General features: G+C 67.2%; 12 protein-coding genes. 2 read left to right on the forward strand and 10 right to left on the reverse strand.

Translation table 11 applies throughout. The features are described 5' to 3' along the window. Positions 1–6: 6 nt before the first annotated feature. The 4 genes from GQY20_RS25175 to GQY20_RS25190 form a co-directional block, all read right to left on the reverse strand. The gene (locus GQY20_RS25175) at positions 7–735 is read right to left on the reverse strand and encodes an SDR family oxidoreductase (protein WP_157219924.1); all 729 of its coding nucleotides are present in this window, start codon (positions 733–735) and stop codon (positions 7–9) included. A gap of 472 nt (positions 736–1,207) precedes the next feature. Next, entirely contained in the window at positions 1,208–2,245 is a 1,038-nt protein-coding gene (gene dmpG / locus GQY20_RS25180; protein WP_157219925.1) for a 4-hydroxy-2-oxovalerate aldolase, read from the reverse strand. Then, positions 2,242–3,186: an acetaldehyde dehydrogenase (acetylating) gene (locus GQY20_RS25185; protein WP_157219926.1), complete on the reverse strand. Its 945-nt coding sequence runs from the start codon at positions 3,184–3,186 to the stop codon at positions 2,242–2,244. The genes dmpG and GQY20_RS25185 overlap by 4 nt, the downstream gene beginning before the upstream one ends. A gap of 10 nt (positions 3,187–3,196) precedes the next feature. Then, positions 3,197–3,997 (reverse strand): fumarylacetoacetate hydrolase family protein, encoded by an 801-nt coding sequence (locus GQY20_RS25190; RefSeq protein ID WP_157219927.1) that lies wholly within the window; start codon positions 3,995–3,997, stop codon positions 3,197–3,199. 169 nt (positions 3,998–4,166) lie between these two features. Here GQY20_RS25190 and GQY20_RS25195 point away from each other — a divergent pair, with 169 nt between their 5' ends. After that, a complete protein-coding gene (locus GQY20_RS25195; RefSeq protein WP_157219928.1) occupies positions 4,167–4,919 on the forward strand; it encodes an IclR family transcriptional regulator in 753 nt (250 codons plus the stop codon). Between the two features lie 58 nt (positions 4,920–4,977). Here GQY20_RS25195 and GQY20_RS25200 read toward each other — a convergent pair whose 3' ends face one another. Continuing rightward, positions 4,978–6,711 carry an FAD-binding protein gene (locus GQY20_RS25200; RefSeq protein ID WP_157219929.1) on the reverse strand — a complete coding sequence of 578 codons (1,734 nt, stop codon included), beginning with the start codon at positions 6,709–6,711 and terminating at the stop codon, positions 4,978–4,980. A gap of 132 nt (positions 6,712–6,843) precedes the next feature. Further along, complete coding sequence (locus GQY20_RS25205; protein ID WP_157219930.1) at positions 6,844–8,061, reverse strand: acyl-CoA dehydrogenase family protein; 1,218 nt, start codon at positions 8,059–8,061, stop codon at positions 6,844–6,846. A 265-nt stretch (positions 8,062–8,326) separates the two neighbouring features. Between GQY20_RS25205 and GQY20_RS25210 the strand changes: the two genes are divergently transcribed. After that, positions 8,327–9,826, forward strand: coding sequence for a class I adenylate-forming enzyme family protein (locus GQY20_RS25210; RefSeq protein ID WP_157219931.1), 1,500 nt, complete (start codon positions 8,327–8,329; stop codon positions 9,824–9,826). 311 nt (positions 9,827–10,137) lie between these two features. Here the strand turns inward: GQY20_RS25210 and GQY20_RS25215 are convergent, their stop codons facing one another. The 4 genes from GQY20_RS25215 to GQY20_RS25230 form a co-directional block, all read right to left on the reverse strand. Further along, the gene (locus GQY20_RS25215; protein ID WP_157219932.1) at positions 10,138–11,940 is read right to left on the reverse strand and encodes a M14 family metallopeptidase; all 1,803 of its coding nucleotides are present in this window, start codon (positions 11,938–11,940) and stop codon (positions 10,138–10,140) included. Positions 11,941–11,951: 11 nt separating this feature from the next. Next, positions 11,952–12,440 (reverse strand): hypothetical protein, encoded by a 489-nt coding sequence (locus tag GQY20_RS25220; RefSeq protein WP_157219933.1) that lies wholly within the window; start codon positions 12,438–12,440, stop codon positions 11,952–11,954. Positions 12,441–12,550: 110 nt separating this feature from the next. Continuing rightward, on the reverse strand, positions 12,551–13,192 hold the full coding sequence (locus GQY20_RS25225) for a flavin reductase family protein (protein WP_157219934.1): 642 nt from the start codon (positions 13,190–13,192) through the stop codon (positions 12,551–12,553). A gap of 8 nt (positions 13,193–13,200) precedes the next feature. After that, complete coding sequence (locus tag GQY20_RS25230) at positions 13,201–14,130, reverse strand: carbon-nitrogen hydrolase family protein (protein ID WP_157219935.1); 930 nt, start codon at positions 14,128–14,130, stop codon at positions 13,201–13,203. Positions 14,131–14,181: the final 51 nt, after the last annotated feature.

Consider the following 14,181-nt stretch of genomic DNA (forward strand, 5'->3'; position numbering starts at 1 on the left):
CGGAGCCTAGCACAGCTCCGGCCGTGTCGCGGCCTCCAGCCCGCCATCCGCGAAGACGAGCTGTCCGCTCATATAGCTGTTCGCCTCGCTCGCCAGGAAGGCGAACAGCTCGGCCAGTTCGCGCGGGCGGGCGATGCGGCCCATCGGGATGGTGGCGATCATCGCCGGCACCTGGGGATTCTCCATGGACGCCGCCTGCATCGGCGTCTCGACGAGGCCGGGGCACACCGCGTTGAGCAGGATGCCGGCGCGCGCCCATATCGGTGCGACGCGGCGGACCCAATGGCCGATGGCGCGCTTGCTCACCGCATAGCCGGTGCCGTCGAGCCGGTCCTCCACATCCTCGCCGCGATCGATCGCCTCGGCGAGGCCGGTCGGCGCGCCGATCGCAACCGCCAGCGAGGCGGTGACCACCGCCCGCGGCGCGGGCGACCTGGCCAGCAACGGACGCAATCCCTCGAGCGTCCGGATCGCGCCATGATAGTTCACCGCGATACAGAGCGCGTCCGGCTGGAGCACGCCGGCATTGGCGATCACCGCGTCGACGCCATCCGGGGCGAGCATGGTCACGGCCTCCACCATCGCCGCACAGCCTTCCGCCGTGGAGAGATCAGCGGTCACCTCGGCGCCCTTGAGGTCGACCCCGATCACCCGCTCGCCGCGCTCGCGCAGCAGGTCGGCGATGGCGCGTCCGATTCCCGACGCGCTGCCCGTCACCACCGTCGTGCGTGCCATGCTTTCCTCTCCCCTCTCTCACGGAGGCGATGATCCACGCTCCATCTGGGCTAAATCGTTCCGAAGCTCCCTTCGCGTCGCGGCCGACCAGCGCCTTCACACAGGCATGGCCATCCTCCGCGCAGTCGGAGAAGCCGGCGATTTCCGGCTGCTAATGGGTGTAGGGATCCACACCGCCATCGAGGCGGCGGAAGCGCCGCGACGACCAATATGTCGGTCTGCACCCTGTCCATTCAGTCTCCCCGCATGTGCGCCGGGAGCGCGGAGAGAGCTTTCCTTCTTCTCCCTTCGTCATCCCGGACTTGATCCGGGATCCATTCGCCGCAGAGTCGCCGATAAGACGATACGCTGCGGCAAAATGGATCCTGACTTTCGTCAGGATGACGGAGGAAGGGGAACCCCTCCCGCGCGCCCAAGCCCATGCGGACAGATTAGCGGCACGAGGCGGTGGAAAGCCCCGTACCAGGCTTTGTCACGCGGCTTTTTCTTGTTCCTTGATCATGTCGAGGGCGACGTCGACGATCATGTCCTCCTGTCCGCCGACCATCTTGCGCCGGCCGAGCTCGACCAGGATGGTGCGGGTGTCGAGGCCGTAATCGGCCGCCGCCTTCTCGGCATGGCGCAGGAAGGAGGAGTAGACGCCGGCATAGCCGAGCGCGAGCGTCTCGCGGTCGACGCGGACCGGGCGGTCCTGCAGCGGGCGGACGAGATCCTCGGCCGCGTCCATCAGCGCCATGACGTCGCAGCCATGGTTCCAGCCCTTGCGGTCCGCGGCGGCGATGAACACCTCCAGCGGCGCATTGCCCGCGCCCGCGCCCATGCCGGCGAGGCTGGCGTCGATGCGCACCGCGCCTTCCTGCGCGGCGACGATCGAGTTGGCGACGCCGAGCGAGAGATTGTGGTGGGCGTGGATGCCGCGCTGCGTCTCGGGCTTCAGCACCTTGTCATAGGCGCGCAGCCGATCGCGCACCCCGTCCATGTCCAGCGCGCCGCCGCTATCGGTCACATAGACGCACTGCGCGCCATAGCTTTCCATCAGCACGGCCTGCTGGGCCAGCGCCTCGGGCTCGATCATGTGGCTCATCATCAGGAAGCCCGACACGTCCATGCCGAGATCGCGGGCGATGCCGATATGCTGCTTCGAGACGTCGGCCTCGGTGCAGTGGGTCGCGACGCGCACCGAGCGCACGCCGAGGTCATAGGCGCGCTTCAGCTCCTCGACCGTGCCGACGCCCGGCAGGATGAGGGTGGTCAGCACCGACTTCTTGAGCACCGAGGCGACCGCCTCCAGCCACTCCCAGTCGGTATGCGCGCCGAAACCGTAGTTGAAGCTCGCGCCCGAAAGGCCGTCGCCATGCGCGACCTCGATCGCATCCACGCCGGCCTCGTCGAGCGCCTTGGCGATCGCGGCGACATGATCGGTGCCGTACATGTGGCGGATGGCATGCATGCCATCGCGCAGGGTCACGTCCTGGATGTACAGCTTCTGGGTGTTGACGTCGAAGCTCATGCGGCCACCTTCTGCTTTTCGAGGATCTTCTTGGCGAGCAGCTCGCCCGTCGCCTTGGCGGCGGCGGTCATGATGTCGAGATTGCCCGAATAGCTGGGGAGATAGTCGCCGGCGCCTTCCACCTCGAGGAAGATCGAGGTCTTGATGCCGGTGAATTCGCCGCGGCCGGGGATCTTCAGCCGGTTGTTGTCGCCATAGCGCTCGAACTGCACTTCCTGCTTGAGGCGGTAGCCGGGCACATATTCCTGCACCTTGGCGACCATCGCCTTCACCGAGGCGCGGATCGCTTCTTCGTCCGCGCCCTCGGAGAGGGTGAAGACGGTGTCGCGCATGATCATCGGCGGCTCGGCCGGGTTCAGGATGATGATCGCCTTGCCCTTCTCGGCGCCGCCTACCTTCTCGATCGCGTTCGCGGTCGTGCGGGTGAACTCGTCGATATTGGCGCGCGTGCCGGGGCCGGCGGAGCGCGACGAGACCGACGCGACGATCTCGGCATAATGGACCTTCGCCACCTGGCTGACCGCGGCGACCATCGGGATCGTCGCCTGGCCGCCGCACGTCACCATGTTGACGTTGGGCTGGTCGAGATGATCCTCCATGTTCACCGGCGGGATGGTGAAGGGGCCGATCGCGGCGGGGGTCAGGTCCACCACCTGCTTGCCGTCGGCGCGCAGCGCCTCGTCATGCACCTTGTGCGCATAGGCCGAGGTCGCGTCGAACACGATGCCGATCTCTGGGTAGGAAGCGAGCTTCTTCAGCCCCTCTATCCCCTCATGCGTCGTCTCGATGCCGCGCTCGCGCGCCATCGCCAGGCCCTCGGACGCCGGATCGATGCCGACGACCGCCACCAGCTCCATATTCTGCGGATATTTCACCATCTTGATCATCAGGTCGGTGCCGATGTTGCCCGAACCGATGATCGCTGCCTTCACTTTAGCCATGCTGTATCCTTCAAACGAAGCGGGCGGCGCAGCGCCCGATGCCATGGAGTTCCATCTCGAAAACGTCGCCCGCGACGGCCGGCGCCAGCGGCACCAGCGAGCCCGACAGGATCACGTCGCCCGCATCCAGCGTGACGCCATAGGCGCCCAGCGTGTTGGCGAGCCACGCCACCGCCTCGGCCGGCGAGCCCTGCACTGCCGAGCCATAGCCTTCGGACAGCGGCTGGCCGTTCTTGGTGACGGTGACGTGGAGCGCCGGCAGGTCGTGCGCGCGCGGATCGGCCCGCGCCTCGCCGATCACGAACACGCCGCAGGAGGCGTTGTCGGCGACGGTGTCGACGATGCCGATCTTCCAGTCCGCGATGCGCGAATCGACGATTTCGAAGCAGGGCGCGATGCTCTCGGTCGCGGCGATCACCTGTTCGGCGGTGACGCCCGGTCCCTTCAGCCCGTCGCGCAGGATGAAGGCGATCTCGGCCTCGGCGCGCGGCTGGATCAGCCCGGTCTCGGCGATGTCGATCGTCTCGTTCTGGATCCACATCCGGTCGGTCAGGAAGCCGAAGTCGGGCTGGTGTACGCCCAGCATGTCCTGCACCGCCTTGGAGGTGACGCCGATCTTCTTGCCGACGACGCGCTCGCCGTCCGCCTTGCGCCGTTCCAATATGCCGAGCGAGATCGCATAGGCGTCGTTGATGGTGAGCGTCGCATCACGTCCCATCAGCGGCGTCACGGTCCGCCCGTCGCGCAACGCCTCGTACAGCTCGGTGGCATAGCCGTCGGTTCGCGATGATGTGGTGGTGTCGGAAGTCATCTGCCGTTCATATCCTCCGCCAGGCTGTCGCCCGACAGCCGATCTTGCCCGTCCCGATCGGCGGCACGGGTCCAGCGCCGGAGTCGGGTTGAGGCCCTTGAATTAGGCCCCGGCCTGCCGACATGCAAAATGCGATTGCGGATGAATTCCCATCAGATGAGAATTGGACATGGCTGCCGATTCCCTGCTCGCGCTTCGGGCGCTGTCCATCCTGGAAGCGGTGGCGGCCGGACGGCACTCGCTCCCTGCGATCGCCGCCGAGACCGGCCTGCCCACTTCCACTGTGCACCGCATCCTGCTCTCGCTGGTCGGCCGTGGCTATCTCGTGGCGCCGGCGCGGGGCCATTATCATTTCGGCCCCGCGGCGCTCCGCATCGCCGGGAGCGTGTCCTGGCGGGACATGCTGATCGACATCGGCCGGCCGGCCGTCGCGCGCCTCGCGCGTTCCGCCCGCGCCCACGCCCATATGGGCCTGCTGGAGCAGGGCATGGTGACCTATATCGTCAAGCAGCCCTATGGCCGCGGCGCCATCCCGTCGGTGGAGGGCACCCAGCTCGAGGCCTATTGCACGGGGATCGGCAAGGTGCTGCTCGCCCATGATGCCGATGGCTCGGCGGAAAGCGCGCTGCGCGGGCCCTTCGTGGCGCTGACCCCGAACACCATCACCACCGAAGCCGCGCTGGCGGCGGAGCTCGCCCTCATCCGCGAGCGCGGCTGGGCGATCGACGACGAGGAACTGATCCCCGGCCTGCGCTGCATCGCCGTCCCGGTGCATCACGGCAATGCGCAGCAGCCGCTCTTCGCCCTGTCGCTCAGCTTCTCGGCAGCGAAGACCTCGATCGAGGCGCTGGAGGATCAGCTGCCACGGCTGTTCGCCGCGGCGGCTGAGATAAGCGGTCAGCTGGGGGTGGGTGGGGGATAGCACCTCTTTTCGTCAGCATGACGGTGGAGGCGGCGTGGTCGGAGGTCTTGCTCCAACCTCAAGCCGCCTGCCGCTCCCGGTCCCGCCCGGCGACATGATTGCCGGCGCGCCGCCCGGCAAAGATGCAATCCGCCGCCGAAAGCCCGCTCATATAGAGGTTGGAGCAGATGCCGATCGCTGTGCGCCCCGCCGCATAGAGGCCGGGAACCGGCGATCCGTCCTCGCGCAGCACCAGCCCGGACGACTCCTCCACCTTGAGCCCGCCGACGGTGATCGAGGGGCAGGGGAAGAAGGGACTCTCCAGCCCGAGATCGATCGCGTGGAAGGGGCCGCTGGTGAACTTGCCCATGTCGGCCGGCGCCTTGTGGAAGGCGTCGGGCGCCCGCTCGGCGGCGGCATTGGCATAGGCGGCGGCGGTGGCCGCGAAGGTGGCGGGATCGAAGCCGAGCTTGGCGCCCAGCGCCGCGATCGTCGGCGCCTTCTTAGATCGGATCATCATGGTCAGCTTGGCCGGATCGCGCTGGAAAGGCAGCATCTTGTCATGCTTGAGCTGATGCCTGGCCTTCTGCCACAGCGCCTCGTCCATGATCAGCCAGGCGACGCCGTCATTCTCCGGCTTCATCATCGCCTCGCCGACCGTCGCCCCGTAGCTCGATTCATTGACGTAGCGCGCGCCCCTGGCGTTCACCAGCATCCCCTCCGCCCAGGCGGACGGAGGGTTGAGGAAGCGCCAGGCGGAGATGGTGCCCATCCTGTCCAGCGCGCCGCCGGCGCTGCGGCCGAGCAATATGCCGCTGCCGTCGTCGCCCAGCGATCCCACCGGCATCACCTTCTCGAAGCGCGGCGCATAATGTTTCAGCATCTTCTGATTCTGGATGAACCCGCCGGACGCAAGGCACACGCCCTGCCGCGCGCGGATGAAGACCTCCTTCGCCGCCTTGGCCTCGATCGCCGCCGCCTTGCGCGCGAAGCGCTTGCCGATCGCCAGCGTCACCTGCGCGCCCGGCATCGCCGTCGGCAGCATCAGCAGCCATTTGGCGGCGGCGCGCTGTGCGTTCACCAGCGCCTGGTAGCTGGGATGATCGGGCGAAACGTGCCGCGCCTTGAGCCCGAGCACCCGCCCGGCCGTGTCGAGTATCAGCTGCCGCGCCTCGGTGAAGCGCATCACCCGCACGCCTTCCTTCGCCGCCGCGTCGCGCAGCGGCTCGAACAGCGCCCGGCCGAAGCCCTGCGCGGCATTGCCGAGATCGAGATAGCTCTTGTGGCCGCGCGCGGCGGGCGGATGCGTGCCGCGATAGGCCGGCAGCAGCGAATTGTCCGGATGATAGAGATAGATGCCCCGCGCCGGGTAGCTGGTCTTCTTGGGATAATAGGTCGGGTCGAACTCGACCCCCTTGCTCATCAGCCAGTCCATCGTCGCGACGCTGGTGTCGCAGAAGCGGTGCAGCGTCTCGTCGGAAACGACGCCCTGCACCTCGCGCTCGAGATATTCGAACATCGCCTCGGGGCTGTCCTCGACCCCCGCCGCTTTCTGGATCGCGGTGCCGCCGCCGGCATAATAGATGCCGCCGTTCATCGCGGTCGATCCGCCGCCTTCGAACCGGTCGATCGCGATCACGTCCAGCCCGTTCTCGCGTGCCTGCAACGCGGCCGCGACGCCCGCGCCGCCATAGCCGATCACCACGAAATCGCCGGCCGCGTCCCACGCGACATCGCTTTCGCTGTCGACCACCCGTGCGTCCTCGACCCGCGTGAAATCGCGCGCGAAACCGATGCTCTCCGTTATGGGCATCCTATCCAACTTTCAGAACAGCCGTCATGCTGACGAAAGCCAGCATCCATTCGCGACACGATGCCCATTCAAGCGGAGCGCCAATGGATCCTGACTTTCGTCAGGATGACGGAAAAGGGCTATCGAAGGGGTTCAGACGAACAGCTCGACATTGGGCTGGCCCATATAGACCGCGCCGAGCGAGGCCCCGAGCGGATCGGGATTGTTCGCCACATGGGCACGGCTGGCCAATATGTCGCGCCAGTAGCGCAGGATCGGCGACGAATTGTAGATCGCCCGCCCGCCCAGCAGCGGCAGGAAGCCGTCGACCAGCGCCGAGCATTTGCGCGCCACCTGCGCCGCCTCGTAGCGATAGCGCACGCGATCGGTGAGCGGGATGTCCTGCCCCGCCTCCAGCCACGCCATCATCTCGTCGAAATTGCGATGCAGTGTCGTCTTCATCGCGAGGATCTCGGACTGGACCATGGCGGCATAGGCCTGCGCCTGCGGATCGTTCTTGGTCGCCTTGCCGGTGTTGGTCGACACGCGATTGCCGGCAATCTGCAGGAATGTATCCAGCGCGCCCTGCAGCGCACCGATCGCCGCGGTCGAGACCGAGCGGGAGAATTGCTGGCCCCAGGGCATGCGGAACAGCGGGCCGGTGTTCACCTTGAGGCCCGGCTGGTGGACGACCTCGAAGCCCTCCTGCAGCGTGTGGGTGCGATAGGCGGGGATGAACGCATCCTCGACGATCACGTCCAGGCTGCCCGTGCCCTGCAGGCCGAACGTGTCCCACGTGCCCTCGACATAGCGATAATCGCCCTTGGGCAGCAGGAAGGTGGTCATCACCGGCGGGCCGCCCTCCACCAGCGGCGGCGCCGCGGAGCCGAGGAAGATCCAGCCGGCATGCTGCACGCCGCTGGAAAAGCCCCAATGGCCGGAAAGGCGGAAGCCGCCCTCGACGCGCGTCACCTTGCCGACCGGCTGATAGGTGGAGGCGATCAGCGTATCCGGATCCTCGCTCCACGCTTCCTGCTGGCAACGGTCGTCGAACAGGCCGAGCTGAAACTGGTGGACGGCGAGCAGGCCATAGACCCAGGCCGTCGACATGCAGGCTTCGGCGAGCGTCATCTGCACGTCGAACAGCACGTTCGGGTTCATCTCGTAGCCGCCGTAGCGCTTGGGCTGCGTGATCTTGAACATGCCGGCGGCCTTGAGCTCGGCGATGGTCTCGTCCGGCACCTTATGCTCGGCCTCGCACCGCGCGGCGCGCGCGAGAATGTCCGGCAGCATGGCACGTGCGCGCTCGCGAATCTCGTCCGGGCTAGGGGTGGCGGATTCGGCGATCGGGCTGATCTGGGCTGTTGCCATTTCAAAACTCCTCAATCCTGTTCGCATCATGATCCCGGCCGAAAGGTCCGTCAATTCGATTCGTAGTATATTGGCTTTCAAAATACGATTTATGTGGTCAAAGCCCGAAATGACCATCAGCACGATGCGCGCCGCGCCTATCCCGACGGCCGGATCGAAAGCCGCGCTGTGCGAAGCGGAACAATTGATCGGGGGAGCGCACGCCCCTCTTGCGGAGAAATAGCGCGCGCGTATTGAGATATCTCTATCTGGGAAGAGGATGGCCATGGATCTTGCGCGCAGTATCGCGGCCGTGCTGGCGATCGATCCCGCCGCGCCGGCGGTGGAGTTCGACCGGCGCTGGACGCATTGGGGCGAGCTAGCCGGGCGGGCGGCCGCGATCCGCGCGGCGCTGGACGCGGCCGGAATAGGCGAAGGCGCGCGCGTGGGCGTGCTGCTGCGCAATCATATCGATCTGCTGCCCGTGCTGCTCGCCATCTTCACATCGGCGCGCTGCCTCGCCAGCCTCAACGCGGTATCGCCGGACGTGAAGCTGACCGAAGACATTGAGGATGCTGCCGTGCCGATATTGGTCGGCACCGCGAAGGATTGGGATCGGCCGGGGCTGCGCGAGGCCGCCGGGCGCATCGGGGCCGCCGTGATCGCCGTTGAAGATGGCGCGAACCATCTGCTTGCCGCCGCGGACCCGGCGTTATGGACGAGGGTGCAGGCGCCCGGCGTCGCGATCGAGATGCTGTCCAGCGGCACCACCGGCAAGCCGAAGCGCATCCCGCTGCCGCTGCGCAATCTGGAGAAGGCGCTGGCCGGCGCGGCCTCCTATGAGAAGGGACGCGACGCCGATGCCGTGCCGAAGCTGCGCTCGGGCGTGCAGATCGTCACCGCGCCGCTCGCCCATATCGCCGGCATCACGGGCGTGATGAACAATCTGCTCGCCGGACGGAAGGTCTGCCTGATCGAGAAGTTCACGGTAGAGGGATTCCGCGACGCGGTGGTGCGCCATCGCCCCAAGGTGGCGGGCGCGCCGCCCTCGGCGCTGCGCATGTTGCTCGACGCGGACATTCCCAAGGAGGATTTCTCCAGCCTGGTCGCCTATCGCACCGGGACGGCGCCGCTGGATCCCGACCTCGCCGACGCCTTTTACGAGCGCTACGGCATTCCCGTGCTGCAAAATTACGGCGCGACCGAATTTGCCGGCGGCGTCGCGGGCTGGACGCTCGAGGATTTCAAGGCGCATTGGCGCGAGAAGCGGGGCTCGGTCGGCCGGCTCAACAAGGGCGCCGAGGCGCGGGTGCTCGATCCGGAGAGCGGCGCGGTGCTGGAACGCGGCGCCGAGGGGCTGCTGGAGCTGCGCGCGCCCAATATCGGCAATGGCCGGGATTGGGTGCGCACCACCGATCTCGCGACGATCGACGCCGACGATTTCCTGTGGATCCGCGGCCGGCACGACGGCGCGATCGTGCGCGGCGGCTTCAAGGTGCTGCCGGACGATGTGGTGAAGGCGATCCAGACGCATCCGGCGGTGCGCGAGGCGGCAGTGACCGGGCTTGCCGACCGGCGGCTGGGGCAGGTGCCGGTCGCCGCCTGGATCGCGCGCAGCGGCATCGCCGCGCCGGACGAGGAGACGCTGCGCGCCTGGCTCAAGGAAAGGCTGATGCCTTATCAGGTGCCGGTGCGGCTGAAGCGCGTCGACGAGCTGCCGCGCACCCCCTCGATGAAGGTCAGCCAGCCCGCGCTCAAGGCGCTGTTCGAGGCGGAGGAGGGGTAATACCAAGCTGTATTGATCGTGACTCCGCTTGGGCTGAGCTTGTCGAAGCCCTTTCCCTTCCTTCTTTCTTTCCGTTCAAAATCTTGAAGAAGAAGGGAGTGCTTCGACAAGCTCAGCACGAACGGGAGAATAGGGCATGATCGACGCAACTTGGCATCAGCTCCCTTTCCTAGAAAAGCTCCGCCACTCCCACCTAGTCGATGCGGCGCTTTCCCTTTTCGTCATGCTGAAACGAGTTCAGCATGACGGAGAGAGACAGGGCGCGAGCCTTCGACCGAATCCAAAGGCTCCCCCAAGGGAAGCCTGCAGCCTCAGCGCGCCGCCATCTCCCGCCCCACCGGATAGAGCAGGTAGCGGCCGTCATAATAGCGCGTGTGGGAATAGAGCCAGGTCAGCCGCTCGTCCGGGCTGGCGGCGAAGGCGGGATCGGCCTTCAGTTTCGCTTCGAACTCGGCTTTCAGCGCGGGTGATCGGGCGAGCATCGCCTCGCCCATCGGCGCGATGACATAGCCTTCGATATATTCCGTCCGCTGCAGCATTGCGGGGAAGAAGCCCCAGGCGAACAGCGAATCCTCCGCCTCCGGCTCGAGCAGTTCGGCGGCGAGGCGGCCGAGCGGCTGGTCGGTCGGCACGCGCACCGATCCGGCCGGAAAGATTTCGTCACGCGCTTCATGCGCGAAGCCGCCGACGGTGACAGGCACGCGGCCTTCCAGCGGCATCGCCGCGAGCTTGGGATCGCGGATGCGGATCATGTCGACATGCACGGTGCGCGGCGCGTCGATCCGCTCCATGCGGATGCCGTGCCGGCGCAGGCGCTCGATCACCTCGCTGTCGGTGGCCGATATCCAGTAGGCGGCGGGGAGGGTGATGCTATCCGCCGGCTGCGATCCGAACAGCGGATACTCGGCTGCCGGCGCGGGCTTGCCCAGCCAGCGCACCTCCTGGCCGCCCGAGGCCGGGGAGAGATAGGTCTCGCTCTGCATGGGCAGGAAGCGAACGGTACGGACCGGATCCTTGCGCGGCGCCCAGGCGATCGTCATCGGGCCGTGCTGTGCCCGATCGGCGGCGATCGCCTGTCTGAGGGTCGCGCCATCGCTGGCCAGCGTTTTGAGCGTGGCTTCGAGCAGCACATAATCGCCGAGCACGCGGCGGCGGTACGGCTTCAGCGCGTGATCCTCGACCAGGATCGACGGCATGTGCCTGAGGTCGCCATAGCCGTGCGAGAAATTGGCGGGAAAGCGCGGCAGGTAGAGGCCGTCCTTGGGCTTGCGGTCGTCCACCGCGAGGACGAGCGGTCCGGGCACGTGGCCGGCCGCGGTCAGCGCCGCGTCGGCCTTGACGCGATAGACGTCCTGCAGCCAGCGGCTCGACGCCGGCGACTGGGCATAGGGCGTGTCCTGATAGCCGTAGGTGATGTCATATTGGAAATCGAGCCCGTCCGAGACGTGCAGGTCCATATAGAGCGCGGGATCGTAGCGGTTGAAGAGGCCGAGCATCGCCGTCATCTCGGGCGTGTCGGCCTTCATATAGTCGCGGTTGAGGTTGATGTTCTGCCCGGTGGTGCGCCAACCCTGCGAGACCGGGCCGCGCTGGTTCGGCCGGTTGTAGGGCGATGTGCGTTCGTGGCCGTCTATGTTGAAGATCGGCACGAACAGGAAGTTCACCTTGTCGAGCAGCCCCGCCTTGCCGCGCAGCGCGATGTCGCGCAGCAGCATCAGTCCGGCGTCCTTGCCGTCGATCTCGCCCGCGTGGATGCCCGCCTGGACGAGCAGCACCGGCTTGGCGGGATCCAGCCTCGCGCCGTCCTTGCTCGCGATGACGACGATCATGTCGCGCCCCTGGGCGGTGCGGCCGAACGTCTCGATCCGGATCAGCGGCGATGCGGCCGCCAGCCGCTCCAGCCAGGCGCGGGTTTCGGCATAGCCCGGCGTCGCGGTCAGGCCGGTTGTCTCGGATGGCGTGATCCAGGGATCGCCCGGCCTGGCGATCAGCTTTTCGCTCGCCCCATGCCAGGGCTGCTCCGGCGGCAGCGGCGCCCGGTCGAGATCGGCAGGTTGGCCGGCATGCGCGACGGCGGCGATGGCGATCAGGGCGGCGGCGGCAAGGGGCTTCACTCGGGTCTCCCTTATCGCGTGAACGGTCCGGGTTCGCCTTCGACGCTGAGGAAGTTCACCAGCGCGATCTTGCCGTCCTTCACCTCGGCATAGCCCATCACCATCTCATGGCCCGGCTTGCCGCCATCGACCGCGTCGATCAGGTGATAGGTGAAGATCTTGCTGCCGTCCGGCGAGGAGAAGGCCTCGACGAAGGGCAGCTTGATCTCGACGGCCGAGGCGCGGCTCTGAATCATGCGGAAACGCGCGGCGAGCGCCTCCAGCCCCTTGGCGCGGTCGCTGCCGTTGATCCGCATCACCGCGTCTGCCGTGAAATAGCGGCCGAACGCCTCGGGCGTGAAGCCCTTGGGATCCTTGAACGCCGCGTTCCACCAGCGGAACATGCGGGTCAGCGCATCGTCCTCGATCGCCTGTGAGAAAGTCTTGGCCTGCGCCTCCGCCTGCGCCGCCGTCGCGCCGCCGAGCATCAGCGCCATGAGTCCCGCCGCGATCCACTTCATCGTCTTTTCCCTTCGATCCGATCGCGCCATGCTCGGGGAAGCACGTCTCCCGATCAAGGACGCCGCCGCGCCCGGATCGTTGCGCTGGCCGCAACGCGGACGGCGTTGGCTCAGCCCGCGCCCCGCGCCGCCGACCAGGCCGCCCAGCTCGGCCGCTCCATCTGGAAGAGGTCGGTCTGCCGGCTGTACCAGCCGGCGCCGTGCATGCGGGCGAGCAGGCGCATGGCGGGCGAATCGATGTAGAGCCGCTCGGCATCCAGGATGAACGCGTCCGCGACATGGGCGTAGAGCACCTCGGCGATCACCGCGACCTGGTTGGGCCCGGTCTCGATCGCATGCAGCACGCGGCATTCGAAGCTCGCCGGCGCCGTGGCGATGCGGGGCGGCGCGACGACGACGCTCGGCGCGATCTCCAGCTGCGCGCAGGCGATCTCGTCCACTTCGGGCGGCGCGTCCATGCACGTCACGTTCATCGCTTCGCCATGCGCCTCGTCGACCAGGTTGACGACGAACTCGCCCGTCGTGCGGATGTTGTTCGCCGTGTCCTTCATCCGCGCCTCGCCATGGGCGAGCAGGCCGAGCGCGATCGTCGGCGGCGCGTCTCCCAGCACGTTGAAGAAGCTGTAGGGCGCCGCATTCGGCACGCCGCCCGCCGAGAGCGACGTCACCCACGCGATCGGCCGCGGCGTGACGCAGGAGCCGAGGATCTTGTAGCGGCTGGCCTTGGGCAGCGCCCGCATGTCGAATTGCATGGGCCGGCTCAGCCCTGGCGGACGACGGGGGCCTTGGCGGCTTCGTCCACCACCAGGCGGAACACGTCCGGCCGCGCATAATGGCCGACCACGTCGAAATCATATTTGCCGCGCACCACCTCGCCGAGGTCGATATCGGCATAGAGGATGGTCTCGCCCGAAAAGTCCGGCCCGGCCAGGATCGCGCCGAGCGGGCTCACGATCACGCTGCCGCCGCGCATCAGCACCGTCTCCGGATCGTCGCCCAGCGCGCATTCATAGTCGGCCGGGAAGGCGCCGCGGGTGATGTGCTGGCAGGCGGAGAGTACGTAGCAGCGCCCTTCCAGCGCGATATGCTGCATGGAGGGCGCCCAGGTGTCGCGATCGTCCGCAGTCGGCGCGCAATAGATGGAGATGCGCTTGTCGTACATGGCGAGGCGCAGCGCCGGCATATAGTTTTCCCAGCAGATCACCGCTCCGATCCGGCCGAGCGAGGTCTCGAACACCGGCATCGTCGATCCGTCGCCGAAACCCCAGATCAGCCGCTCCGCCCCGGTCGGCATCAGCTTGCGATGCTTGCCGATCACGCCCTTCTCGCCGTCGAGGAACAGCGCGGTGCAATAGAGCGTGCCGCCGTCCCGCTCCAGGCAGCCGATGACGACGAACAGCCCGGTCTCCTTCACCGCCTCGGCGATCAGCGCGATCTCCGGCCCGGCGAGGTCCACTGCCCCCTCATGATAGCGGCGATAGGCGTCGCGGCCCTCGGGCTTGCGCATGCCGACGGGCGCGCCGAACGAATCGCCCTTGGGATAGCCGCCCAGGAACACTTCGGGAAACACCGCCAGCAGCGCGCCGCCCGCCGCGGCCTCGCGCACCAGTGCTGCCGCCTTCTGAGCGGAGGCCATCGCATCGAACGGCACCGACGCCGCCTGGATCACCGCCGCCTTATACTGAGTCATGCCAACCTCCGGCCAGAAACGAGCGCCACCCGCCTATCCTTGTGCACCGCA

This window comes from Flavisphingomonas formosensis (assembly GCF_009755815.1).
Classification (GTDB): domain Bacteria; phylum Pseudomonadota; class Alphaproteobacteria; order Sphingomonadales; family Sphingomonadaceae; genus Flavisphingomonas; species Flavisphingomonas formosensis.

Excerpts from the sequence above, each read along its gene's own strand:
- GQY20_RS25175 (WP_157219924.1), bottom strand. The coding sequence starts at position 735 with ATGGCACGCACGACGGTGGTGACGGGCAGCGCGTCGGGAATCGGACGC.
- dmpG (WP_157219925.1), bottom strand. The coding sequence starts at position 2,245 with ATGAGCTTCGACGTCAACACCCAGAAGCTGTACATCCAGGACGTGACC.
- GQY20_RS25185 (WP_157219926.1), bottom strand. The coding sequence starts at position 3,186 with ATGGCTAAAGTGAAGGCAGCGATCATCGGTTCGGGCAACATCGGCACC.
- GQY20_RS25190 (WP_157219927.1), bottom strand. The coding sequence starts at position 3,997 with ATGACTTCCGACACCACCACATCATCGCGAACCGACGGCTATGCCACC.
- GQY20_RS25195 (WP_157219928.1), top strand. The coding sequence starts at position 4,167 with ATGGCTGCCGATTCCCTGCTCGCGCTTCGGGCGCTGTCCATCCTGGAA.
- GQY20_RS25200 (WP_157219929.1), bottom strand. The coding sequence starts at position 6,711 with ATGCCCATAACGGAGAGCATCGGTTTCGCGCGCGATTTCACGCGGGTC.
- GQY20_RS25205 (WP_157219930.1), bottom strand. The coding sequence starts at position 8,061 with ATGGCAACAGCCCAGATCAGCCCGATCGCCGAATCCGCCACCCCTAGC.
- GQY20_RS25210 (WP_157219931.1), top strand. The coding sequence starts at position 8,327 with ATGGATCTTGCGCGCAGTATCGCGGCCGTGCTGGCGATCGATCCCGCC.
- GQY20_RS25220 (WP_157219933.1), bottom strand. The coding sequence starts at position 12,440 with ATGAAGTGGATCGCGGCGGGACTCATGGCGCTGATGCTCGGCGGCGCG.
- GQY20_RS25225 (WP_157219934.1), bottom strand. The coding sequence starts at position 13,192 with ATGCAATTCGACATGCGGGCGCTGCCCAAGGCCAGCCGCTACAAGATC.
- GQY20_RS25230 (WP_157219935.1), bottom strand. The coding sequence starts at position 14,130 with ATGACTCAGTATAAGGCGGCGGTGATCCAGGCGGCGTCGGTGCCGTTC.